The sequence below is a fragment of the Streptomyces sp. NPDC056948 genome (genome assembly GCF_042674225.1).
Taxonomy (GTDB): domain Bacteria; phylum Actinomycetota; class Actinomycetes; order Streptomycetales; family Streptomycetaceae; genus Streptomyces; species Streptomyces purpurascens.
On record NZ_JBHUQX010000027.1, the window covers coordinates 15,266 to 38,559 of the forward strand.

13 protein-coding genes and 3 pseudogenes are annotated in these 23,294 nt (G+C 72.8%); 6 read left to right on the plus strand and 10 right to left on the minus strand.

What is annotated here, in order from left to right; genetic code table 11:
- Positions 1-9 precede the first annotated feature (9 nt).
- From ACFTZL_RS05785 to ACFTZL_RS05800, 4 genes and pseudogenes are all read right to left on the minus strand, one after another.
- Positions 10-81 (minus strand): annotated as a pseudogene (locus ACFTZL_RS05785) (alpha-amylase family glycosyl hydrolase); the annotation flags it as partial.
- Positions 82-499: 418 nt separating this feature from the next.
- Positions 500-841 (minus strand): annotated as a pseudogene (locus ACFTZL_RS05790) (acetyl-CoA C-acetyltransferase); the annotation flags it as partial.
- A gap of 23 nt (positions 842-864) precedes the next feature.
- Positions 865-1,479: a TetR/AcrR family transcriptional regulator gene (locus ACFTZL_RS05795; RefSeq protein ID WP_382578725.1), complete on the minus strand. Its 615-nt coding sequence runs from the start codon at positions 1,477-1,479 to the stop codon at positions 865-867.
- A 15-nt stretch (positions 1,480-1,494) separates the two neighbouring features.
- A pseudogene (locus tag ACFTZL_RS05800) lies at positions 1,495-1,983 on the minus strand (SDR family oxidoreductase); the annotation flags it as partial.
- Between the two features lie 92 nt (positions 1,984-2,075).
- On the opposite strand from ACFTZL_RS05800, the gene ACFTZL_RS05805 reads away from it, so the two are divergent.
- Positions 2,076-3,143, plus strand: coding sequence for an acyl-CoA dehydrogenase family protein (locus ACFTZL_RS05805; RefSeq protein WP_382578726.1), 1,068 nt, complete (start codon positions 2,076-2,078; stop codon positions 3,141-3,143).
- Here ACFTZL_RS05805 and ACFTZL_RS05810 read toward each other — a convergent pair.
- The 3 genes from ACFTZL_RS05810 to ACFTZL_RS05820 all read right to left on the minus strand — a co-directional run bounded on the left by ACFTZL_RS05810 (position 3,115) and on the right by ACFTZL_RS05820 (position 6,396).
- Positions 3,115-4,773, minus strand: a complete 1,659-nt coding sequence (locus tag ACFTZL_RS05810; protein WP_382578727.1) for a cytochrome bc complex cytochrome b subunit — start codon at positions 4,771-4,773, stop codon at positions 3,115-3,117. The genes ACFTZL_RS05805 and ACFTZL_RS05810 overlap by 29 nt on opposite strands.
- 111 nt (positions 4,774-4,884) lie before the next feature.
- On the minus strand, positions 4,885-5,610 hold the full coding sequence (locus tag ACFTZL_RS05815; RefSeq protein ID WP_382578730.1) for a vWA domain-containing protein: 726 nt from the start codon (positions 5,608-5,610) through the stop codon (positions 4,885-4,887).
- 54 nt (positions 5,611-5,664) lie between these two features.
- Positions 5,665-6,396: an ABC transporter ATP-binding protein gene (locus tag ACFTZL_RS05820; RefSeq protein ID WP_382578733.1), complete on the minus strand. Its 732-nt coding sequence runs from the start codon at positions 6,394-6,396 to the stop codon at positions 5,665-5,667.
- Between the two features lie 138 nt (positions 6,397-6,534).
- On the opposite strand from ACFTZL_RS05820, the gene ACFTZL_RS05825 reads away from it, so the two are divergent.
- Genes ACFTZL_RS05825 through ACFTZL_RS05835 form a run of 3 tightly spaced genes read left to right on the plus strand, consistent with a single transcriptional unit; the run spans position 6,535 to position 13,572 of the window.
- Positions 6,535-9,870, plus strand: coding sequence for an FtsX-like permease family protein (locus ACFTZL_RS05825; protein ID WP_382578735.1), 3,336 nt, complete (start codon positions 6,535-6,537; stop codon positions 9,868-9,870).
- Position 9,871: 1 nt separating this feature from the next.
- Positions 9,872-12,607, plus strand: a complete 2,736-nt coding sequence (locus ACFTZL_RS05830) for an ABC transporter permease (RefSeq protein ID WP_382578738.1) — start codon at positions 9,872-9,874, stop codon at positions 12,605-12,607.
- A complete protein-coding gene (locus ACFTZL_RS05835) occupies positions 12,604-13,572 on the plus strand; it encodes an ABC transporter ATP-binding protein (protein ID WP_382578739.1) in 969 nt (322 codons plus the stop codon). Before ACFTZL_RS05830 ends, ACFTZL_RS05835 begins: the two co-directional genes overlap by 4 nt.
- Before the next feature lie 109 nt (positions 13,573-13,681).
- On the opposite strand, the gene ACFTZL_RS05840 is transcribed toward ACFTZL_RS05835, so the two are convergent.
- The 3 genes from ACFTZL_RS05840 to ACFTZL_RS05850 form a co-directional block, all read right to left on the minus strand.
- Positions 13,682-15,145 (minus strand): glutamate synthase subunit beta, encoded by a 1,464-nt coding sequence (locus ACFTZL_RS05840; RefSeq protein ID WP_382578742.1) that lies wholly within the window; start codon positions 15,143-15,145, stop codon positions 13,682-13,684.
- The gene (gene gltB, locus ACFTZL_RS05845) at positions 15,138-19,739 is read right to left on the minus strand and encodes a glutamate synthase large subunit (protein WP_382578751.1); all 4,602 of its coding nucleotides are present in this window, start codon (positions 19,737-19,739) and stop codon (positions 15,138-15,140) included. The genes ACFTZL_RS05840 and gltB overlap by 8 nt, the downstream gene beginning before the upstream one ends.
- 384 nt (positions 19,740-20,123) lie before the next feature.
- A complete protein-coding gene (locus ACFTZL_RS05850; protein WP_382578745.1) occupies positions 20,124-20,855 on the minus strand; it encodes a VIT1/CCC1 transporter family protein in 732 nt (243 codons plus the stop codon).
- Positions 20,856-21,082: 227 nt separating this feature from the next.
- Between ACFTZL_RS05850 and ACFTZL_RS05855 the strand changes: the two genes are divergently transcribed.
- On the plus strand, positions 21,083-22,099 hold the full coding sequence (locus ACFTZL_RS05855; protein ID WP_382578747.1) for an ADP-ribosylglycohydrolase family protein: 1,017 nt from the start codon (positions 21,083-21,085) through the stop codon (positions 22,097-22,099).
- On the plus strand, positions 22,096-23,294 hold a 1,199-nt coding region (locus ACFTZL_RS05860), incomplete at its 3' end, for an ADP-ribosylglycohydrolase family protein (RefSeq protein ID WP_382578749.1). The genes ACFTZL_RS05855 and ACFTZL_RS05860, both read left to right, overlap by 4 nt.

The following is a 23,294-nucleotide window of genomic DNA, read 5'->3' on the forward strand; positions in this document are numbered from 1 at the left end:
CGGGAACATCTGGGCGACGGCCCGCTTGAACCGCTCGTGCTGGTCGGAGGAGTGGTTCGGGACCAGGTCGACGATGATCCGTGGTCGTGGTGCTGGGCACGACGCTCATCGGCGTCGTCGTCGCGGCGTCCACCGGCTACGCGAGGGTGTGCTCGCCTTCCGGCGCGGGGAGTTCGTGTGCGTCGCGAACACCACCGGGGACGGCGCGGGGTGCGCGGCCGGTGCGGCGAACCCGGGCCGCTCTCGGCCCGGGCCGGGTCGTCGTACGGCTTCGGTGACGGCGGTAGCTGGCTGCCGCAGCCGGACTGGCGAAGGCCGGGGTCCAGCCGACCTCGGAGCGCAGCACGTCGGGGGCGCCCGGACAAGTTCCAGCCCAGCCTGATCGAGCAGGCCAAGTACCCCGGGCGGCTCCACGGAGGACGAGCTCACGGCGATGCTCGTCGACCGCCAGGCGCTGTACGAGGCAGGGCTACACCCCCGGTCGGCTACTACCTGTATCCCCTGGCGCCCCCGCGTCCTGCGTGCCGGACAGCACGGCCTGTGCCGCGAAGTGCACGGCCTGCTGCGAGGAGCCGCACTGCCGGTCGACGGTCACGCCCGGCACCTCCTCGGGCAGCCCGGCCGCCAGCCAGCAGGTCCGCGCGATGTCCCCGGCCTGCGGACCCACGGTGTCCAGACAGCCGAGGACGACGTCCTCCACGGCGGCCGGGTCGACGCCCGAGCGGCGCATCAGCTCCCCCAGCGCGTGCGCGCCGAGGTCGGCCGGATGGACCGCGCTCAGTCCTCCACCGCGCCGCCCGACAGGCGTCCGCACCGCTTCGACGATGTAGGCCTCGGCCATGACAACTCCCTCACAGATGAGGGCTATTCGCGTACGGCGATCCCGTCCAGCACCATCGACAGGTACTGCCGGGCGATCTCCTCCGGGCTGTGCTGTCCGCCCGGGCGGTACCAGGACGCGGCGACCCACACCGTGTCGCGCACGAACCGGTAGGTGAGCCGGACGTCGAGGTCGGCGCGGAAGGCCCGCTCGGCGACGCCGCGCTCCAGGGTCGACAGCCACGCCTTCTCGAATCTGCGCTGCGACTCGGCGAGGAACGCGAACCGCTCCTGCGCCACGAGCTGCTTGCTCTCTTTCTGGTAGATGGCGACGGCCGGGCGATGCCGGTCGATCTCCCGGAACGACTCCGTGACCAGGGCCTGAAGCGTCTCGCGCGGGCCGAGCCCGGCGTCCAGGACGTCGTCGTAGCCGTCCCACAGCTCGTCGAGGAAGGTGCGCAGGATCTCCTCCAGCATCGACTCCTTGGAGTCGAAGTGGTAGTAGAGGCTGCCCGCGAGCATGCCCGCGTGGTCCGCGATCTTGCGGACGGTGGTGGCGTTGTAGCCCTGCTCGGCGAAGACCTCGGCGGCGGTGCCGAGGAGTTCGCTACGACGGGCGGGCGCTGCGGTCACCTGGGGCTTCTTCTTCGTTGGAGGCACGGGTCCATTGTCGTCCTACGGGTGGCGGCTGCTGACGGAGACCACTTCTCCCGTCATGTACGAGGAGTAGCCGGAGGCCAGGAACACGATCACGTTGGCCACCTCCCAGGGCTCGGCGTACCGCCCGTAGGCCTCGCGCGCGGTCAGCTCGGCGAGCAGTTCGGGTGTGGTCACCTTCACCAGGTGCGGGTGCAGGGCGAGGCTGGGTGCCACGGCGTTGACCCGCACCCCGTATTCGGCCGCCTCGACCGCCGCGCAGCGGGTCAGCGCCATCACGCCCGCCTTCGCGGCGGCGTAGTGGGCCTGTCCGGCCTGGGCACGCCAGCCGACGACGGAGGCGTTGTTGACGATCACGCCGCCGCGGGTCTCCTTCATGTGGCGGAGGGCGGCCCGCACACACCGGAAGGTGCCGTTCAGCGTCACGTCCAGGACGCGGGACCACTGGTCGTCGGTCATGTCGACGAGATGCGCGGTGCCGCCGAGCCCGGCGTTGTTGACCACGACGCACTCGCCGGTCCCCTCTACGCGGGCACGAACGAGATCCAGCGCGACATCATCGCCGAGCGCCTGCTCGGCCTGCCGAAGGGGCGCCGCTGATGCGTTTCCTCCTCGACGCCGAGCAGCGGGCCTTCGCCGCCTCCCTGGACGCCCTGCTGACGGGGGCCGGCACACCGGCGGTGGTGCGGGACTGGAGCCGGGGCGACCATGCGAGCGGGCGGGCGCTGTGGTCCCGGGTCGCGGAGGCGGGCGTGTTCGCGCTGGCGGTCCCCGAGGCGTACGAGGGTCTGGGCCCGCGCCCCGTCGAACTGGCCGTCGCGTTCGTCGAGTTGGGCCGTCATGCGGTGCCGGGCCCGCTGGTCGAGACGATCACGGCGGCGGTGCTCCTCACGGGGGCCGGCCCGGGGATCGCCAAGCGGCTGCTGCCGGGGCTGGCGTCCGGGGAGACGATGGCGACGGTGGCGCCGCCGCACGAGAGCCAGGAGCCGCACCGGCCACCGCCCTCGCACCCGCACCCACGCCCACACCCGCACCCGCACCCACACCCACACCCGCACCCGCACCCGCACCCGCCCGGCCCCTACGCCCTGGACGGCGACGCCGCCGCCCTCCGCCTCTCCTGGATGCCCGACGGCATACGCCTCTCCCCCGGCCACGGCCCCGTCCGCCCGTCCCTCGACCCGGCCCGCCGCCTCACCCCCCTCACCCCCGGCGGCGAAGTCCTCGACACCGCCACCGAACAGGCCCTCACCTGGGCCCGGCTCGCCACCGCCGCCCAGGCCCTCGGCGTGGGCCTCGCGCTGCTCGACAGAACCGTCGCGTACGTCAAGCAACGCAGCCAGTTCGGGGTGCCCGTCGGCTCGTTCCAGGCGGTCAGGCACCGGCTGGCCGACGCGAAGATCGCCCTGGAGTTCGCGCGCCCGCTGGTCTTCGGCGCCGCGCTGACCATGCGGCCGGCCGATGTCGCCGCCGCCAAGGTCGCCGCGTGCGAGGCGGCGTACGGCACCGCCCGCACCGCGCTGCAGTTGCACGGCGCGATCGGCTACACGGCGGAGTACGACCTGTCGCTCTGGCTGACCAAGGCCCGGGCTCTGCGCACCGCCTGGGGCGACCCCCAGGAGTGCCGGGCCCTGGTCGTCAGTGCGGCTGGTGATCGCCGCTGGTGATCTCCCGGTACTCCTCCACCGTCGGCTTCTCGATCCGCGCGTCGGGACCGAACATGGCCTTCGCGAGCCGGGCCCGCAGCCGCTCGGACCGTTTGACCTTGCGGCGGACCCCGCCCGCGTCGACCTCGGGCCCGATCTCGTACGGCGGGTTCTGCTCGTGCTGGGTGAGGGTGAACAGCTCGCTCTGCGCGAGGGGCTCGTGCAGCTCGATGTACTCGCCGTTCGCGAGCCGCTTGATCGTGCCCGTCTCCCTGCCGTGCAGCACCTTGGCGCGGTCGCGGCGCTGGAGGCCCATGCAGATCTTCTTTGTGACGATGAAGGCGACGACCGGCAGCACGAAGACACCGATCCGCACGAACCAGGTGATCACGTTGATGGACAGATGCAGATGGGTGGCCACGATGTCGTTGCCGCCGCCGATCAGCAGCACCGCGTACAGGGTCAGCCAGGCCACGCCCAGGCCGGTGCGCACGGGCGCGTTGCGCGGCCGGTCCAGGAGGTGGTGCTCGCGTTTGTCTCCGGTGATCCACGCCTCGATGAAGGGATAGAGGCCGAGGGCGAGCAGGATCAGCGGGAAGAGCGAGAACGGGATGAACACGCCGAGGACAAGCGTGTGACCCCAGAGATTGATCTCCCATCCCGGCATCACCCGGATCAGGCCCTCGGAGAACCCGAGGTACCAGTCGGGCTGGGCGCCCGTGGTGACCAGGTCGGGGCGGTAGGGGCCGAAGGCCCACACGGGGTTGATCTGGGCGACCGCGCCCATCACCGTCAGGACACCGAAGACGAGGAAGAAGAAGCCGCCCGCCTTGGCCATGTAGACCGGCAGGAAGGGCATCCCGACGACCGACCGCTCCTTGCGGCCGGGGCCCGGGAACTGGGTGTGCTTGTGGTAGAAGACCAGGATCAGATGGGCGGCGACCAGGCCCAGCATGATCCCCGGCAGCAGCAGAATGTGGACCGGGTACAGCCGCGAGATGATGTCCTCGCCCGGGAACTCCCCGCCGAAGAGGAAGAACGACAGATACGTCCCGACGATCGGGATCGACAGGATCGCGCCCTGCGCGAAGCGGATGCCGGTGCCGGAGAGCAGGTCGTCGGGGAGCGAGTAGCCGGTCAGGCCGGTGATGATGCCGAGCATCAGCAGGGTCCAGCCGAAGACCCAGTTGAGCTCGCGCGGCTTGCGGAAGGCGCCCGTGAAGAACACCCGCATCATGTGCACCAGCATGCCGGTGATGAAGACCAGCGCCGCCCAGTGGTGGATCTGCCGTATCAGCAGCCCGCCGCGCACATCGAAGCTGATGTCCAGCGTGGACTCGAAGGCCTTGCTCATGAGCACGCCGTTGAGCTCCGTGTAGGAGCCGTTGTAGACGACCTCCTGCATGCTCGGCTCGAAGAACAGGGTGAGATAGACGCCCGTGAGGATCAGCACGATGAAGCTGTAGAGGGTGACCTCGCCCAGCATGAAGGACCAGTGGTCAGGGAAGACCTTGCGCATGTTGGCCTTGGCCAGCCCGAAGAGCCCGAGCCGCCCGTCCGCCCAGTCGGCGAGCTTCTCGCCCTTGCCGACGGGAGGTCTCCTGCGAGCGGAGGCCGTCCCGTACACCCGTCGTGCGCCGTCGTCGCCCATACGTCGTCGCCTCCCCGTCGGATCCTTCCCAGCGTGGCACGGCATTGCGACGGTGCAAATGGGGCGTAGGGGCGGATAGGCCAAGGGGACGAGCGGGTGACCGGGCCGGGCTCAGGCCGGTGGCACGATCCCCTGGGCCCGGGCGGCCACGAGCCACTTCGGGAACTCGCCCACCAGCCGGTCGTACAGCTCGGCGTCCGGCACCTTCCGTGGATCTTCACCCGCGTGGAAGAACCCGGCGTTGTCGACGATCCGTTTGCCCGGCACGGCCAGCTCGTCCAGCTTGCGCAGGAAGTCGAACTGCTTGCTGCCCGGGTCGCCGAAGCCGATGAACTGCCAGAACAGCGGAAGCTTGGCCGCCTTGCACAGATACCGCTCGGCGGCGAGCTTGTTGATGGGGCCGCCGTCGGTCTGGAAGATCACGAGAGCGGGCTCCGTCGCACCGCTGTCGAGGTAGTGGTCGATGACGGCGTCCATGGCCAGGTGGTAGCTGGTCTTGCCCATGTGCCCGAGCCCGGCCACGATCCGGTCGATCCGCCCCTGGTGGTCGGCCAGGGCGATCCCGGTCTCGGCGTCGACGTGGGTGGAGAAGAACACGACCGGCACGGTGCCGTCGTCGTCGAGGTGCGCCGACAGTCCGAGCACCCGGTCGGCGAGCGCCTGCACGCTGCCGTCCCGGTAGTACGGCCGCATCGAGCCGGAGTAGTCGACCACGAGGTAGACCGCGGCCCGCAGCCCGTCGAGGCCGTGTTTCGTGAGGGACACCCCGGCGCTCTTGTAGAGGTTCACCAGCGCGGGAGCGGTCTCCTGGACCTTGCTCAGACTGATCGCGACCATGGCCCCCACCCTCTCACTCCTGCCCGCCCACTCCTCCCTTCTCGCATCTCCCTCTCACTCCTCGACGACCACTCCGTCGCTCAGTTCCAGCACCCGGTCGGCCAGGCCGAGGAGTTGGGGGTCGTGGGTGGCGACGAGGGCCGTGACGCCCTCGCTGCGGACCACGGCCCGCAGCAGCTCCATCACCGCCAGGCCGGTCGCGGCGTCGAGCTGGCCGGTCGGCTCGTCGGCGAGCAGCAGGGCCGGGCGGTTGGCGAGGGCCCGGGCGATGGCGACCCGCTGCTGCTGCCCGCCGGAGAGCTCGGCGGGCCGCTGTGTCTCGTGGCCGGCGAGGCCCACCAGGGCCAGGAGCAGCGCCACCCGCTCGTCGCGTTCGCGCGGCTCGGCCCGGCGCAGCCGCAGCGGCACGCCCACGTTCTCGGCGGCGGTGAGGATGGGGATCAGCCCGAAGGACTGGAAGACGAAACCGATCCGGTCGCGGCGCAGTTCCAGCAGCTCGCTCCCGCTCAGCGCCGACAGATCGGTGCCGCCCACGACGACACGGCCGCTCTGCGGGGAGTCGAGGCCGCCGATCATATGGAGCAGCGTCGTCTTGCCGGAGCCCGAACGGCCTTTGAGGGCGACCAGTTCACCGCGCCGGACGGCGAAGGAGGCCCCGCGCAGCGCGTGCACGGTCGCGGCACCCGTGCCGTAGGAGTGGTGCAGGTCCGCCACCCGCAGCATCGGCTCGTCGGACGCGTCGTCGGCGAGGGCGGCACCGGACCCCGGGCTGGTGTTCTCGGTCATCACCGCATCCCATACGGAACCGGTCCGGATGGTCAAGAGTGGAACAACCCGCATTCGAACTCATGTGCCGAGCCGGTAACTCCGTGATATGCATGCCGGGTTGGGGGAAGAGCGGCTCGGCCATCGGGTGGGGGAAGCGTGACCGGCTTACTGCTGCTGCGCCTGCGTGCGCATCGGCTGCTCCTCGTGGCCGCCCTGCTCGCCGTACTGCTGACCACCTCGGTGCTCGCCGCCCTCGCGGCCTTCTCCGGCTCCGTCGGGGACGCGGCGCTGCGCGGTGTCCTGGGCGGACGGGCCGCGGCCTCCGCCTCCCTCGTCGTCGAGGCGGACGTGCCCCGGGAGCAGCGGGACGCGGCGCAGCGGGCGGTGGTGCGCGGGGCGCGGGAGGCGTTCGGCGGGCTGCCGGTGACCGTGCGGACGCTGGAGCGGTCCGGGCCGTACGCGCTGCCCCGTTCCCTCCAGAGCGCCGACGCCCGCGCCGGCGAGCCCGACCTCACGCACCTCGCCGCCCTCGACCGGTCACGGATCAAGCTGGTCTCGGGCACCCTGCCGGGCCCCGCGCCGGCGGCACGCGGCGAAGCCGTGCCCGTCGCCCTGCCCGAGACGGCGGCCGACCGGCTGAAGCTGCGGCCCGGAGCGCGCGTCACGCTCACCGACCGGCTGGGCGGCGAGCCGCTCCGGGTACGGGTGACCGGCGTGTACCGGGCGGCCGACGGCTCCGATCCCTACTGGCAGGCGGACGCCCTCGGCGGCCAGGGCGTGCGCACGGTCGTCTTCACCACGTACGGGCCGCTGCTCGCCGACGCGTCGGTGCTCGCCTCCGGCCGCACCTCCGAGGACGGCACCGGCTGGGTGGCGACGGCCGACTACCGGACCGTCACCACCGACGGCATCGGCGCGCTCCGCGCGGCCGCCGTGCGCGCGGCCGGGGCGCTGCGCGAGGACCCGGCACTCGGGGGCGACGCGGACGTGCGTACCGAGCTGCCCGACGTACTCGACCGGACCGGGCGGGCCCTGCTGGTGGCCCGGTCCACGCTGATGATCGTCTCCGTGCAACTGGTGCTGCTCGCCGGGTACGCCCTGCTGCTGGTGGCCCGGCTGCTGGACGGCGAGCGGGCGGGTGAGACCGAGCTGCTGCGGGCCAGGGGCGGATCTCGCGGCCGGATCGCGGGACTCGCCGCGCTGGAGGCGCTGCTGCTCGCGGTACCGGCTGCCGTCTGTGCCGCGTTGCTGTCCGGCCCGCTGGCCCGGCTGCTGGCCCGGTGGTCCTCGCTCGACCGGATCGGGCTGCGGCTCGACGCGGTCCCGTCGGGCCGGGTCTGGCTGGTCGCGGGCGGGGTGGCGGCGGCGTGCGCGGCGGCGGTCGTGGCACCCGCGCTGGCGGCCACGACGGGCACGCCCGTACGGCTGCGGCGCGTCCGTGCCGCGACGTCGGCCGCGCCCGTGCGCGCCGGAGCCGATGTCGCGCTGCTGCTGATCGCGGGCGTGGCGTACTGGCAGCTCGGCCGGCAGGCCGACGCGACCGGCGGCGGGGTGCTGAGCCGGGACCGGGCCGGGGAGCTGGGCATCGATCCGCTGCTGGTCGCGGCGCCCGCGCTGGCGCTGCTGGCGGGCACGGTCCTGACGCTGCGTCTGCTGCCGCTCGCGGCCCGGCTCGCGGAACGGCGGTCCGCGAGCGGGCGCGGGCTGCCGGCGGCGCTGGCGGGGTGGCAGTTCAGCCGGCGTCCGCTGCGCGGGGCGGGTCCGGTGCTGCTGCTGGTCATCGCCGTGGCGACCGGGATGCTGGCGATCGGGCACGGCGCGTCCTGGGACCGTTCGCAGGACGACCAGGCCGACTTCAGCACGGGCACCTCCGTCCGGGTCCTCGACTACCGGCCGGGCAGCCCCGGGCAGACCGGTCTCTACGCGGCGCTGCCCGGGGCCCGGGACGTCGCTCCCGCGCATCGCACCGCCCTGGGCTTCTCCCGCGGCCGCGAGGCGACGGTCCTCGCCCTGGACACGGACCGTGCCGGGGACGGGTTGCTGATGCGCGGCGATCTCGCCGACGAGCCCCCGGCGAAACTGCTGCGGGCCCTGGCACCGCCCGCGCGGGACACCCACCGGCCCGTACGGCTGCCCGACGACACCCGGCGGATCGCCCTCGACGTGCGGATCACCGACACGGGGACCCCCACAGGACGCTCCCCCTCCGGCCGCACACCCCAGCTCACGGTGGTCGTCGAGGACCGGTACGGCATCGGGTACCGGCTGGGCGCCGGGAACGTCCCGGTGGACGGCCGGGTCCACCGGATCACGCTCGACCTGGACGTGACGGCGACGGGCCGCCGCGCCGCCCCGGCCGGACCGTTGCGGCTGACCGGACTTCAGCTCGACGAGACCTCTCCCGTCGGCCGCTCCGAGAAACACCGGTTCACCGTCGAACGGCTGCTCGCCACCGGCCGCGACGGCTCCGCGCGGCCCGTCCCGGTGCCCGCCGGGACACGCTGGCAGGGCGAGGGGGTGGTGACGGAGAACGGCGAGGTCGTCGCCCGTAAGGCCGCGAAGCCCGCCGTGTCGTCGAACGCGCCGCTGACCGTGTCGTACGGCACCGGCGCCGGCCGCGAGGAGAGCTTCACCGCCCCGTCGATCTACACCGTCCGCGTCGGCACCGCCGGGGCCGAGGCACCGCGGACCCTTGCCGCCGTCGCCACCCGGGACTTCCTGCGGGCGGCGGGAGCCGCACCCGGCGACACCATCGACGTACCGCTGTCCGGGGAACAGCTCCGGGTGCGGATCGTACGGTCGGTCGAGGAGCTGCCGACCGCGGCCACCGACGTGGCCGGGGAAACCGTGGACGGCGGGGCGCTGCTGCTCGATCTGCGGGCCGTCGACGCCGTGCTGGCCCAGCGGGCCAGTGCGCCGCTCTCCCCCACCGAGTGGTGGGTGAGTCCCGCCCCGGGCAAGGCCGCCGAGGTCGCCGCCGCGCTGCGGGCGCGCCCCGACCTCCGACCCAGCCAGGTGCTGGTGCGGGACGAGACCGCGGCCGAGCTGCTGCGGGATCCGCTCGGCGCCGGGCCGCGCTCGGCGCTGACGGCGGTGGCGGTGGCCGCCGCCGCCCTCGCCGCCGGGGGTTTCGCGGTGAGCGCCGCCGGTGCGCGGCGGGAACGGTCCGCGGAGTTCGCCGTGCTGCGCGCCCTGGGCGCGCCCCGCCGGGATCTCGCCCGGCTGGTCGCCACGGAACAGAGCCTGCTCATCGGCGTCGGACTGCTCGCCGGGCTCGGTCTCGGTGCCGTCCTGACCCGGGCCGTCGTCCCGCTGATCGTGCTGACCTCCGACGCGGCGCGGCCGGTCCCGCCCGTCCTCGTCGAACTGCCGCTGTTCCGGGTGGTGCTGCTCCTCGCGGGGGTGGCCGCCCCGCTGCTGCTGATCACCGCCGCGTCGGCGCTGCGCCGTGCCGAGCCGGCGGTCGCGCTCCGCCATCAGGGGGAGGACTGAGATGCCGCGTCACGACCAGGGCGCGCCCTGGGTGCGGACCCGGCTGCGGACCGCGCCGGTGTCCGCTGTCGCCTTCGGTCTGCTGGTGCTGGTCACGGCGTTCCTCGCCGCCGTCCTGCCCCGGGCCGTCGAGGCGTACGAGACGGACGGGCTGCGCGAGGCCCTCACCACGGCCGCCCCCGAGTCCACCGTGCTGGAGCTGAAGGCGCCGCAGCCCGGTCTCGAGAAGCCGGAGGAGGCCCGTACGGACGCGGTGCTGCCGGAGGCGCTCGCGGCGGTCGAGGACTCGGCCCGGGCGCTGCTGCCCGAGCCGCTGCGGGCGGACCCGGCCGAGTCGGCGTACGGGGTGCGCACGGGCAAGAGCCTGGAGGCACTGGACGCGTCGTTGCCCCGGCCCGACGGGCTGCCGCCCCGGTTCACCCTGCTCGCGCAGTCGGGAGCGGCCGGCCACGCCACCGTGCGGGAGGGCCGGCTGCCCACCGCCGGCACACCGGTGACCGTGGACACCAGGGTGGTGGAAGGAGCCGTGACCGCCGAGACCGCCCGCACGCTGCGGCTGCGGGCCGGCTCCGAGCTCACCCTGGCCGGCTTCCCCGACGGGCCGCTGACCGTGCGGATCACGGGCATCCTCGAACCCCGGCATCCGCAGCGGAGTTACTGGTCCGCGGAGCCGGTCCTGCGCACTCCGGCCCTGGCCTCCGTCGGCAACCGTCCGCCGCTGTCCTACTGGGAGGCGGGCGTCCTGCTGGCGCCCGGGGCCGCACCGGCGCTGCTCGGCGGCCAGGGCGAGCCGGAGAAGTACTGGCGGTTCGCGCCCGCGGCCGGGGGGCTCACCGCGGGGGACGTCCCGGCGCTCCTCGCCGGGGTCGCGTCCCTGGAGAACGGGCCCGGGTTGGTGCGGATGCGCGGGGCCGCCGGTCCGACGGCGCAGCTCTCCACCGGCCTGGAGCAGGTCGTCGACTCCTACTCGGCGACCCGTGACGCGATCACGCCCGTGGTGGCCGTCGCGGCCTTCGGGATCGCCGCGGTCGCCGTCGTCGTCCTGGTGATGAGCGCCGGTGTGGCCGCCGCGCGCCGCGACGTCGAACTCGCCCTGCTGCGGGCCCGGGGCGGCTCCCTGGGCGGCATCGCCGGGCGGCTGCTGGCCGAGACGGCGGTGCCGGCGGTGCCCGCCGCGGCCTGCGGACTGCTGCTCGCCGTGCTCGTCGTGGACGAGGCCCGGCCGCTGCCCACCGTGCTCGGGGCGGGCGCCGTGGCCCTGCTCGCCTGTGCCGGGCTGCCGGTGCGCGCGGCCGTGGCGCATCGCAGGCCGAGGGCGCACCAGGAGCGCGACGACCTCGCCCACACCAGGCCCGGCGGGCGCCGGACCGTCGCCGAACTGACCCTGCTGGTGCTGGCCGTCGGCTCGGTGGCGGCGTTGCGCCGCCGCGGTACGGCCGGGACGGGCGATCTGCTGGTGAGCGCCGCCCCGGTGCTCGTCGGTCTGGTCGCCGCGCTGGTCCTCGTACGGCTGTATCCGCTGCCCCTGCGGTGGGCCGCAGGCCCGGCCGGGCGGCTGCGCGGTGTGGTCGGGTTCCTGTCGCTGGCCCGCGCGGGCCGCTCACCGGCGGCCATCGCCACGCTGCCGCTGCTCGCCCTGCTGACGGCCCTGACGACGGCCGCGTTCGGGGGGTCCGTGCTGGCGGGCGTGGCGGACGCCCGGGACCGGGCCGCGCTGCTGGAGACCGGCGCGGACGTACGGATCTCCACCACCGACGGCACCCCGCTCCCGGCGGGTCTCGCACGGGCGGTACGGGAGGTGGCGGGCGTACGGCAGGTCACGACCGTGGGAATCGAGTACGCGGCGGAACGCGCGTCCGACGAGGCGCGGTCGCTGCCGGTGGTCGGGGTCGAGCCGGACTCGTACGCGGGGCTGGCCCGGCAGACGGGACTCGGCGGTTTCACGGCCGACCGGCTGGGAGCCCGGGGTGGGGTGCTGGACGCTGTCGCCTCCCCCGAGGTCGCTGAGCGACTGGGGCGGGCGCCGCACACGATCGTGCTGCCGGGCGGAGCCGTCACGGTGCGGATCACCGCTGTGCGCCCCCGTACCCCGGCCGTCCCCGAAGGCGAGTTCCTGCTGGTCGACGCGGCGGAGCTCAAGAGCTCCGGCGGTCCTTCGATCCTGCTGGCGGCCGGTGCCGGGCTCGACGCGAAGGCGCTGCGGGCGGCCGTGCGCGGCGCCGGTTCGGACCTCTCCGTGACACTGCGCGGCGAGGAACGCGCGGCGCTGTCCGACTCTCCGTTGCAGGCGGGCGCCGAGCGGATCTACGTCTGGGCCGTCGTGGCGGGCGCGGGGTACGCCCTGCTCGCCCTGGTGCTCGGCCTGCTGCGGTCCGCTCCGGAACGGGCCGCGCTGCTGGCCCGGCTGCGCACCCTGGGTCTGACGACCCGCCAGGGGCGGCAGTTGCTCGGCCTGGAGGCGCTGCCCCTGGCGCTGCTCGCGGCCGGCGGGGGCATGGCCGTCGGCTGGGCCACGGTGGTGCTGCTCGCCCCCGGCATCGACCTGGACCGGCTGGCGCTGCCCGACGCGTCCGGCGTCACTGCGCCGGGGGGTGCCGCACTGCGGGCCGATGTGTGGTCGCTGGCCCTGCCCGCCGCGGGCGCGGTGCTGCTGGCGGGGGCGGTGGCCGTGGCGCAGGCCTGGTGGGCGGGACGCCGGACACCGATCACTCACCTCAGGGCAGGAGACATGCGATGAGCGGTACGACGGAATCGCTCGCGGAGCTGGAGCGGCGGGCGGCGCACCACCGCGACCGGCCCGCGTACGGGCACGACGCCCTGATCGCCTGCGACCGGCTGGTGCGGATCTTCGCCAAGCGCGGTGGCGGGGACGCCATGGAGGTGCAGGCGCTCCAGGGGCTCGATCTCCTGGTGCGGGAGGGCGAGTTGATGGCCCTGGTGGGGGCGTCCGGCAGCGGCAAGTCGACGTTGATGAACATCCTCGCGGGCCTGGACGTCCCGACCGCGGGCGCCGCGAAGGTCGCGGGCCGCGATCTGCTGGCGATGGACGCGAAGGCGCGGTTGCGTTACCGGCGCGAGGTGGTCGGCTTCGTCTGGCAGCAGACGGCACGCAATCTGCTGCCGTATCTGACGGCGGCGCAGAACGTCGCCCTGCCCATGCAACTGGCGGGCGCGCCGCGGAAAAAGCGCGCCGGACGGGCGGACGACCTGCTGGCCATGCTCGGTGTCGCCGACTGCCGGGACCGGCGTCCGGGGCAGATGTCCGGCGGTCAGCAGCAGCGCGTCGCGATCGCCGTCGGCCTGGCCAACGCACCCGCCGTCCTGCTCGCCGACGAGCCGACCGGCGAGCTGGACTCGGCGACGGGGCAGCAGGTCTTCGCGGCGTTCCGCCGGGCCAACGAGGAGCTGGGCACGACGATCGTCATCGTCACGCACGACCAGGCGGTCGCCGGCGAGGTCCGCCGCACGGTCGCGATCCGCGACGGCCGCACCTCGACGGAGGTACTGCGCCGCACGGAGGTCGACGAGGCGGGCCAGGAGTCCGTGGTGGCCCGCGAGTACGCGATGCTCGACCGCGCGGGCCGCCTGCAGCTTCCGGACGAGTACACGACGGCACTGGGCATGGCGGACCGGGTGCTGCTGGAGCTGGAAGAGGACCACATCCAAGTGTGGCCGGACCGGAACGGGGGCGAGAACGGCTGACCGGCAGCGGACATGCGACAGCGCCTGCCCGGTCGTCCGGTCGGGGACTGTAGGGCAGGCGCCGTCTGTGTTCCGCACGCCTTTGTACGGGACGTTCTGGGGGTGCGCGTCAGACCATCAGCGCACGGTCCGTCGGGCGGATCGGAGCCGGCAGCTCGCTCGCGCCCGTGAGGCGGCGGTCCACCCCGCGCGCGGCCGAGCGGCCCTCAGCGATCGCCCACACGATGAGCGACTGGCCGCGGCCCGCGTCACCGGCGACGAACACGCCCGGCACGTTGGTCTGGAAGTCGTCGTCGCGGGCGACGTTGCCCCGCTCGTCGAGGTCCAGGCCGAACTGGTCGACCAGGCCGTTGTCGCGGTCGGTGCCGGTGAAGCCCATGGCGAGGGTGACGAGCTGGGCGGGGATCTTGCGCTCGGAGCCCGGCTTCGGGGTCAGCTTGCCGTCGATGAACTCCACCTCGGTGAGGTGCAGCCACTGGACGTTGCCGTCCTCGTCGCCCTCGAAGTGGGTCGTCGACACCGAGTAGACGCGGTCGCCGCCCTCCTCGTGGGCCGAGGTGACCTTGTACAGCATGGGGAAGGTCGGCCACGGCTGAGAGGCCGTGTTCCGCTCCTCGCCCGGGCGGGGCATGATCTCGAGCTGCGTGACGGAGGCCGCGCCCTGACGGTTGGCGGTGCCCACGCAGTCCGCGCCGGTGTCGCCGCCGCCGATGACCACGACGTGCTTGCCCTCGGCCGTGATGGGGGGCGCCACGAAGTCGCCCTCCTGGACCTTGTTGGACAGGGGCAGGTACTCCATGGCCTGGTAGATGCCCTTGAGCTCGCGGCCGGGCACCGGCAGATCGCGGGCCGTGGTCGCGCCGACGGCCAGGACCACCGCGTCGTACCGCTTCTTCAGGTCCGTCGCCTTCAGGTCGCGGCCGATCTCGATGCCCGTACGGAAGCGGGTGCCCTCCGCGCGCATCTGCTCGATACGGCGGTTGATGTGCCGCTTCTCCATCTTGAACTCGGGGATGCCGTAGCGGAGGAGGCCTCCGATACGGTCCGCGCGCTCGTAGACGGCGACCGTGTGACCGGCCCGGGTGAGCTGCTGGGCGGCGGCCAGACCGGCCGGGCCCGAGCCGATGACCGCGACCGTCTTGCCCGACAGGCGCTCCGGGATCTGCGGGGCGACGTCCCCGGTCTCCCACGCCTTGTCGATGATCGAGACCTCGACGTTCTTGATGGTGACGGCCGGCTGGTTGATGCCGAGCACACACGCCGACTCACAGGGAGCGGGGCACAGACGGCCCGTGAACTCCGGGAAGTTGTTCGTCGCGTGCAGCCGCTCCGAGGCGGCGGCCCAGTCCTCGCGGTAGGCGTAGTCGTTCCACTCGGGGATGAGGTTCCCCAGCGGACAGCCGTTGTGGCAGAACGGGATGCCGCAGTCCATGCAGCGGCTGGCCTGCTTGCTGATGATGGGCAGCAGGGAGCCGGGGACGTAGACCTCGTTCCAGTCCTTGAGGCGCTCCTCGACCGGACGGGACTTGGCGACCTCGCGGCCGTGGTTCAGAAAGCCCTTCGGGTCAGCCATTGATCGCCGCCTCCATCATCTTCTCGTGGGTCTCGGTCTCGGAGAGACCGGCTCGCTCGGCGGCGTCCTTGGCGGCGAGCACTGCCTTGTACGTGCTGGGGATGATCCTGCTGAAGCGCTCGACGGCGGTGTCCCACTCGGCCAGGAGCTTCTCGGCGACGGTCGAACCCGTCTCCTCCTGGTGGCGGCGGACCACGTCGTGCAGCCACTGCTTGTCGGTGTCGTCCAGCGCCTCCACGGCGTCCACGTTGCCGACGTTGACGTTGTCGCGGTCCAGGTCGATGACGTACGCGATACCGCCGGACATGCCGGCCGCGAAGTTGCGGCCCGTCTCGCCGAGCACCACCGCGTGACCGCCGGTCATGTACTCGCAGCCGTGGTCGCCCACGCCCTCGGAGACGACCGTGGCGCCGGAGTTGCGGACACAGAACCGCTCGCCCGTACGACCGCGCAGGAACAGCTCGCCGCCGGTCGCGCCGTAGGCGATGGTGTTACCCGCGATCGTCGAGTACTCGGCGAGGTGGTCGGCGCCCCGGTCCGGGCGGACGATCACACGGCCGCCGGAGAGGCCCTTGCCGACGTAGTCGTTGGCGTCGCCCTCCAGGCGCAGCGTGACACCCCGCGGCACGAACGCGCCGAAGGACTGGCCGGCGGAGCCGGTGAAGGTGATGTCGACGGTGTCCTCGGGCAGGCCCGCACCGCCGAACTTCTTCGTCACCTCGTGGCCGAGCATGGTGCCGACCGTGCGGTTGATGTTGCGGATCTGCACCTGGGCGCGCACCGGCTGGGCCTCGGTGGCGTCCGAGGCGGACAGGGCGTCGGCGGCCAGCTTGATGAGCTGGTTGTCGAGCGCCTTCTCCAGACCGTGGTCCTGGGCGATCAGCTGGTGGCGGACCGCGCCCTCGGGCAGCTCGGGCACGTGGAACAGCGGCTCCAGGTCCAGGCCCTGCGCCTTCCAGTGGTCGACCGCGCGGGTGACGTCGAGGGCCTCGGCGTGACCGACGGCCTCCTCGATGGAGCGGAAGCCCAGCTCGGCGAGGATCTCGCGGACCTCTTCGGCGATGTACTTGAAGAAGTTCACGACGTACTCGGCCTGGCCGGAGTAGCGCTCGCGCAGCGTCGGGTTCTGGGTGGCGATGCCGACCGGGCAGGTGTCCAGGTGGCAGACGCGCATCATGACGCAGCCGGAGACGACGAGCGGCGCGGTCGCGAAACCGAACTCCTCGGCGCCGAGCAGCGCGGCGATGACCACGTCACGGCCGGTCTTGAGCTGGCCGTCGGTCTGCACGACGATGCGGTCGCGCAGGCCGTTGAGCAGCAGCGTCTGCTGGGTCTCGGCGAGGCCGAGCTCCCAGGGACCGCCGGCGTGCTTGAGCGACGTCAGCGGCGAGGCACCCGTACCACCGTCGTGGCCGGAGATCAGGACGACGTCCGCGTGTGCCTTGGAGACACCCGCGGCGACCGTGCCGACGCCGACCTCCGAGACCAGCTTGACGTGAATCCGCGCCTGCGGGTTCGCGTTCTTCAGGTCGTGGATGAGCTGGGCCAGGTCCTCGATGGAGTAGATGTCGTGGTGCGGGGGCGGCGAGATGAGGCCGACGCCCGGCGTCGAGTGACGCGTCTTCGCGACCCACGGGTAGACCTTGTGGCCGGGCAGCTGGCCGCCCTCGCCGGGCTTGGCGCCCTGGGCCATCTTGATCTGGATGTCGTCCGCGTTGACCAGGTACTCGGAGGTCACACCGAAGCGGCCGGAGGCGACCTGCTTGATGGACGACCGGCGGGCCGGGTCGTACAGACGCTCCGGGTCCTCGCCGCCCTCACCGGTGTTGGACTTGCCGCCCAACTGGTTCATGGCGATGGCGAGGGTCTCGTGCGCCTCCTGGGAGATGGAGCCGTACGACATGGCGCCCGTCGAGAACCGCTTGACGATCTCGGAGACCGGCTCGACCTCGTCGATGGAGATCGGCTGCCGGCCCTCGGCCTTGAAGCCGAACAGGCCGCGCAGCGTCATCAGCCGCTCGGACTGCTCGTTCACGCGCTCGGTGTACTTCTTGAAGATGTCGTAGCGGCCGGAGCGCGTGGAGTGCTGGAGACGGAAGACCGTGTCCGGGTCGAACAGGTGCGGCTCGCCCTCGCGGCGCCACTGGTACTCGCCGCCTATCTCCAGCGCGCGGTGCGCCGGGGCGATGCCGGAGGCCGGGTAGGCCTTGGCGTGGCGGGCGGCGACCTCCTTGGCGATGACGTCGATGCCGACGCCGCCGATCTTGGTGGCCGTGCCGTTGAAGTACGCCTCGACGAAGGTCTCGTCCAGGCCGACGGCCTCGAAGACCTGGGCGCCGCGGTAGGAGGCGACGGTCGAGATGCCCATCTTGGACATGACCTTCAGCACGCCCTTGCCGAGGGCGTAGATGAGGTTGCGGATGGCCTGCTCGGCCTCGATGCCGGGCAGGAAGGTGCCGGCGCGGACCAGGTCCTCGACGGACTCCATCGCCAGGTACGGGTTGACGGCGGCGGCGCCGTAGCCGATGAGCAGGGCGACGTGGTGCACCTCGCGGACGTCACCGGCCTCGACCAGCAGGCCCACCTGGGTGCGCTGCTTGGTGCGGATGAGGTGGTGGTGGACGGCCGCGGTGAGCAGCAGCGACGGGATCGGCGCGTGCTCGGCGTCCGAGTGGCGGTCCGACAGGACGATCAGCCGGGCGCCGTTCTCTATCGCGGCGTCGGCCTCGGCGCAGATCTCCTCGATGCGCGCGGCCAGGCTGTCACCGCCGCCGTGCACCCGGTACAGGCCGGACAGCGTCGCGGCCTTGAAGCCGGGCATGTCGCCGTCGGCGTTGATGTGGATGAGCTTGGCCAGCTCGTCGTTGTCGATGACCGGGAACGGCAGCAGGACGCTGCGGCAGGAGGCCGCGGTCGGGTCGAGCAGGTTGCCCTGCGGACCCAGCGCGGAGCGCAGCGAGGTGACGAGCTCCTCGCGGATGGCGTCCAGCGGCGGGTTGGTGACCTGCGCGAAGAGCTGGGTGAAGTAGTCGAAGAGCAGCCGCGGGCGGTCCGACAGCGCCGCGATCGGCGAGTCGGTGCCCATCGAGCCGATCGGCTCGGCACCGGCCTTGGCCATCGGCGCGACGAGGACGCGCAGCTCCTCCTCGGTGTAGCCGAAGGTCTGCTGGCGGCGGGTGACCGAGGCGTGGGTGTGGACGATGTGCTCGCGCTCGGGCAGGTCGCCCAGCTCGATCTCGCCGGCCTCGAGCCACTCCGCGTACGGGTTCTCGGCGGCGAGCTCGGCCTTGATCTCGTCGTCCTCGATGATGCGGTGCTCAGCGGTGTCGACGAGGAACATCCGGCCGGGCTGGAGGCGGCCCTTGCGGACGACCTTGGCCGGGTCGATGTCCAGGACGCCGACCTCGGAGCCGAGGACGACGAGGCCGTCGTCGGTGACCCAGTAGCGGCCGGGGCGCAGGCCGTTGCGGTCGAGCACGGCGCCGACCTGGACGCCGTCGGTGAAGGTGACACAGGCCGGGCCGTCCCAGGGCTCCATCATCGTGGAGTGGTACTGGTAGAAGGCGCGCCGGGCCGGGTCCATGGAGTCGTGGTTCTCCCACGCCTCCGGGATCATCATCAGCACGGAGTGCGGCAGGGAACGGCCGCCCAGGTGCAGGAGTTCGAGGACCTCGTCGAAGGAGGCGGAGTCGGAGGCGTCCGGCGTACAGACCGGGAAGATCCGCTCTATGGCCTTGTCGTCCGACCCGAACAGGTCGGAGACGAGCTGCGACTCGCGGGCGACCATCCAGTTGCGGTTGCCCTTGACGGTGTTGATCTCACCGTTGTGCGCGACGAAGCGGTAGGGGTGGGCCAGCGGCCACGACGGGAACGTGTTCGTCGAGAACCGGGAGTGCACGAGCGCGACCGCGGAGGCGAAGCGGCGGTCGGACAGGTCCGGGAAGAAGGGCTCGAGCTGGCCGGTGGTCAGCATGCCCTTGTAGACGATGGTCCGCGCGGACAGCGACGGGAAGTACACGCCGGCCTCGCGCTCGGCGCGCTTGCGCAGCACGAACGCCTTGCGGTCCAGGGCGATGCCCGTCGAGGAGCCGTCCGCGACGAAGATCTGGCGGAAGACCGGCATGGTCGACCGGGCGGTGGCGCCCAGCAGCTGGGGAGCGACCGGCACCTCGCGCCAGCCGAGCACGGTGAGGCCCTCCTCGGACGCGATCGTCTCGATCTTCGAGACGGCGTCGGCGGTGGAGTCCTCCGGCAGGAAGGCGATGCCGACGGCGTATCCGCCGGCCTCGGGCAGCTCGAATCCGGCCACGTCACGGAAGAAGGCGTCCGGGACCTGCGACAGGATGCCCGCGCCGTCGCCGGAGTCCGGCTCGGAGCCGGTGGCACCGCGGTGTTCGAGGTTGCGCAGGACGGTCAGAGCCTGCTCGACCAGGGTGTGGGACGCCTCGCCTGTGAGGGTGGCGACGAAGCCGACGCCGCAGGCGTCGTGCTCGTTGCGGGGGTCGTACATACCCTGCGCAGCAGGGCGAGCATCCATGAACGACCAGTTCTGGCCATTCGCGGAGTGCTGGGACGGCTGGCGCGGCGTACGCATCGGCTCTCCCGTCGTCGTCATGTGGCATATGCAAAGTGCCGAGGGACGACGTTGGCCCTCTGCGTGATCGCAAAATTTCGTGCAGGTTACATGATGGAGCGGTTCTCGGGAAGCGGGATAATCCGTTCCAACATGCGGACACCGCAGGCGCGCGGCGGGGGTTCCGCGCTGACGGTGGAAGCTATGGGGGCCAGCACGGAACGACCGGGTGAGATCGATGCCCGTCGGGCCCGATGGCGGAACGGGCGTCTTCGCCCCTCCCGCTGGGGGGTGCGCGGCGAGCGTCATTGCCCGCAGCGCTTACGGCTCATGCCCCGTGGTCGCACATCCGAAACCAGCGAGTAACGGCTACTTATACGGCCCCACGCATAAGTCCGAGCCGAGCTATCCTACGGCCGTTCCGAACAAGGTGCCCAGGGCGTACGTCACACCGGCCGCCGCGCCTCCCAGGAAAAGCTGCCGCAGCCCGCTGTACCACCAGGTGCGGGCCGTCACCCTGGCCACCACCGCACCGCACAGGAAAAGCCCCAGCAGCGCCAGGAGCACGGCGGGCCACAGGGTGCTCGCACCCAGCAGATACGGCAGCACGGGGATCAGCGCGCCCAGCGCGAAGGAGCCGAAGCTCGACACCGCGGCCACGGTGGGCGAGGGCAGATCGCCGGGGTCGATGCCCAGCTCCTCCCGGGCGTGGATCTCCAGCGCCTGCTCGGGATCCTTCGACAGTTGCCGGGCGACCTCCCGGGCCAGCTTCGGCTCGACGCCTCTCGCCTCGTAGAGCGAGGCGAGCTCGGCCTCCTCGTCCTTCGGGTGCTTGCGCAGCTCGCGCCGCTCCACGTTCAGCTCGGCCTCGACGAGCTCGCGCTGCGAGGCCACCGAGGTGTACTCGCCGGCGGCCATGGAGAACGCGCCGGCGGCCAGACCCGCGAGTCCGGTCAGGACCACGGTCTGCTGACCCACGGACCCGCCCGCGACACCGGTCATCAGGGCCAGGTTGGAGACGAGGCCGTCCATCGCACCGAACACCGCGGGACGCAGCCAGCCGCCGTTCACGTCCCGGTGCGTGTGGTTGTCCCGGTGCGCCTCGTGCAGCGTCGCCTCGGTCTCGATGATGGCCATGAAAGATCCCCGATTCCCTTGCTTCAACGGCTTCTTTGGACGAGTTCCAGATTTTTACAACACCCAAAGTACGCCGTGAATTCCGGCGCCGCCAGCAAGGAAAGGCTGCGCTAACCTGCGGTTTTACCCTTATGCGCTCACTTGATCATGACCCTGCGCAGATGTCGACCGGGTGATGCTGTGGCTCCTGAGGCTCGGGGCGGTCGCCGGAGTGGGACACATGCCGTATGGCATCGATCGCCTGCATCCCCTCCGCCCCGGCGCCCGGGGACGCCGCCGAGCTCCGCGAACGGGCACGGGGCGCTCTGCTGGGCCTGGCCGTCGGAGACGCCCTCGGCGCCCCCGCCGAGAACATGAAGCCCTCCGAGATCCGCGCCCGGTGGGGCCGTATCACCGGCTACGTCACCGACAACCCGTGCGGCACGGACGACACCGAGTACGCGATCTTCTCCGGTCTCCTCCTCGCCCGGCACGGCTCCGCACTCACCCCGGCGCATGTGGAGGCGGCCTGGCACGAGTGGATCGCCGACCGCGACGAGGGCCCCTTCCGGGGCGCCGGCTTCAGCGAACGCGGCACGCTGGAGAACCTGCGCAGGGGCCTGGCCGCCCCCATCTCCGCCCAGCACCGGCACGCCTGGAGCGACGGTCTGGCCATGCGCGCGGCCCCCTTCGGGGTGTTCGCGGCGGGCCGCCCGGCGGAAGCGGCCCGTCTGGTCGCGATCGACGGCTCGGTGAGCCACGACGGCGAGGGCATCTACGGCGGCCAGGCGGTGGCGGCGGGCGTGGCGGCGGCGATGGCGGGCGCTCCGGCGATCGCGGTGGTGGCCGCCGCCCTCGCGGTCGTGCCCGACGACTCGTGGACGGCCCGCTGTCTGCGCCGCGCGGTGGCGGTGGCCCACCGCGGCGAACGGGCGGTCCGCTCCGCCGTCGTCATCGGCGGCTACCCCTGGACCGACCTGGCCCCCGAGGCGGTCGCCCTCGCCTTCGGCGCGTACGCGGCGGCCGACGGCGACTTCGAACAGTCCGTCCTGACAGCGGTGAACATGGGCCGCGACGCGGACACGACGGCGGCGGTGGCGGGGGCGCTGGCGGGCGCGACGCGGGGTGTGTCGGCGATCCCGGAGGCCTGGGCCACCCCCATCGGCCCGGTCCGCGGCCGGTGCCTGCCGGCGATGGCGGGCTACCACGTAGTGGACGTGGCGGACCTGCTGACAGCGGACCGTAAGACGGAGGTACGAGCATGAGTCCTCTGCAGGGGCCACCCGCAGCCGCCGACGGCGAAAGCGCCCCATGGGAGACCAGGACCCCTCGGGTGACAGTTACGGGCGGTGCGCGGGTGGGAGAGAAAAAGGCCGAAGGCCTCCTGCTCGGACTCGCCGCCGGAGACGCCGCCGGCTGGCCCGCCGCCCGCCACAGAGCCGCCCGCATGCCCGACTGGACCCGCCGCCTCACCCGCGAACTGGACACCTTCGCCGAACACAACGCCACCACCACCCTCCCCGTCCCCATCGCCCTGAACCAGCCCCCCGAGCCCCTCCGCCTCGGCCCCTCCGACGACGCCGAATGGGCAGCCTTCGCCGCGGAAGCCCTCCTGCGCGCCGGCGACGACACCGTCCTGAACGACCTCAGCCGAGAACGCCGCACCCGCGCCGCGATCGACCTCACCTGGAACGCCATCGCAAGCGAGGTCGCCGCCGCGGCGGACCGCGCCCCCGAGATCGAGTCCGCCGTCCTCCCCCTGCGCGCCCGCATCTCCGTCCGGGCCGGCCTCGGCAACCTCGCCACCGGTCTGCGACCGCCCGCCACCGGCCACGACAACCCGCACTACTTCGACGACGCGGCCTGTGTACGCGCCTGCGTCCTGGCCATGGCCCACCCGGGCGACCCGGGCCGCGCCGCCGCACTCGCCGAGTTCGACGCCCGCTACACCCAGGACGGCGACGGCGTGCACGGCGCCCGCGCGATGGCGGCGGCCCTCGCCCTCGCCCTGGCCGGGGCGAACGTCGACGCCTGCGTCACGGCGGCCCTCGCCGAACTCCCCGAGGAGACGGAGATCGGCCGCAACGCCCGGCACGCACTGCACCTCGCCGCCGCCGCGGACAGCGCCTTCGCCCTGGTCCCGCCCCTGGAACACCAGATCGTCGACCACGTCTACAGCTACGGCATCGCCGCCGCCGAAACGGTCCCGGTCGCCCTCGCCCTGGCCACCGCCGCACGCGGCCGGATCGCGGAGGCGGTCCCCGCCGCGGCCTGTCTGTCCCGGGTCGCGGACTCCGCCCCGGCCCTGGCGGGCGCCCTCACCGGCGCGCTGGGCGGCGCCGCCTCGATCCCGGCCTCCTGGCGGGAGACCTGCCGCACGCTCTCCGGCTGCGTCCTCCCCCGTCTCACCGGCACCGACCTCGTAGAACTCGCCGAACTCCTCGAAGCCGCACTACCGGC

Excerpts from the sequence above, each read along its gene's own strand:
- ACFTZL_RS05805 (WP_382578726.1), top strand. The coding sequence starts at position 2,076 with ATGCGTTTCCTCCTCGACGCCGAGCAGCGGGCCTTCGCCGCCTCCCTG.
- ACFTZL_RS05820 (WP_382578733.1), bottom strand. The coding sequence starts at position 6,396 with ATGACCGAGAACACCAGCCCGGGGTCCGGTGCCGCCCTCGCCGACGAC.
- ACFTZL_RS05855 (WP_382578747.1), top strand. The coding sequence starts at position 21,083 with ATGGCATCGATCGCCTGCATCCCCTCCGCCCCGGCGCCCGGGGACGCC.
- ACFTZL_RS05810 (WP_382578727.1), bottom strand. The coding sequence starts at position 4,773 with ATGGGCGACGACGGCGCACGACGGGTGTACGGGACGGCCTCCGCTCGC.
- ACFTZL_RS05830 (WP_382578738.1), top strand. The coding sequence starts at position 9,872 with ATGCCGCGTCACGACCAGGGCGCGCCCTGGGTGCGGACCCGGCTGCGG.
- ACFTZL_RS05815 (WP_382578730.1), bottom strand. The coding sequence starts at position 5,610 with ATGGTCGCGATCAGTCTGAGCAAGGTCCAGGAGACCGCTCCCGCGCTG.
- ACFTZL_RS05835 (WP_382578739.1), top strand. The coding sequence starts at position 12,604 with ATGAGCGGTACGACGGAATCGCTCGCGGAGCTGGAGCGGCGGGCGGCG.
- gltB (WP_382578751.1), bottom strand. The coding sequence starts at position 19,739 with ATGCGTACGCCGCGCCAGCCGTCCCAGCACTCCGCGAATGGCCAGAAC.
- ACFTZL_RS05840 (WP_382578742.1), bottom strand. The coding sequence starts at position 15,145 with ATGGCTGACCCGAAGGGCTTTCTGAACCACGGCCGCGAGGTCGCCAAG.
- ACFTZL_RS05850 (WP_382578745.1), bottom strand. The coding sequence starts at position 20,855 with ATGGCCATCATCGAGACCGAGGCGACGCTGCACGAGGCGCACCGGGAC.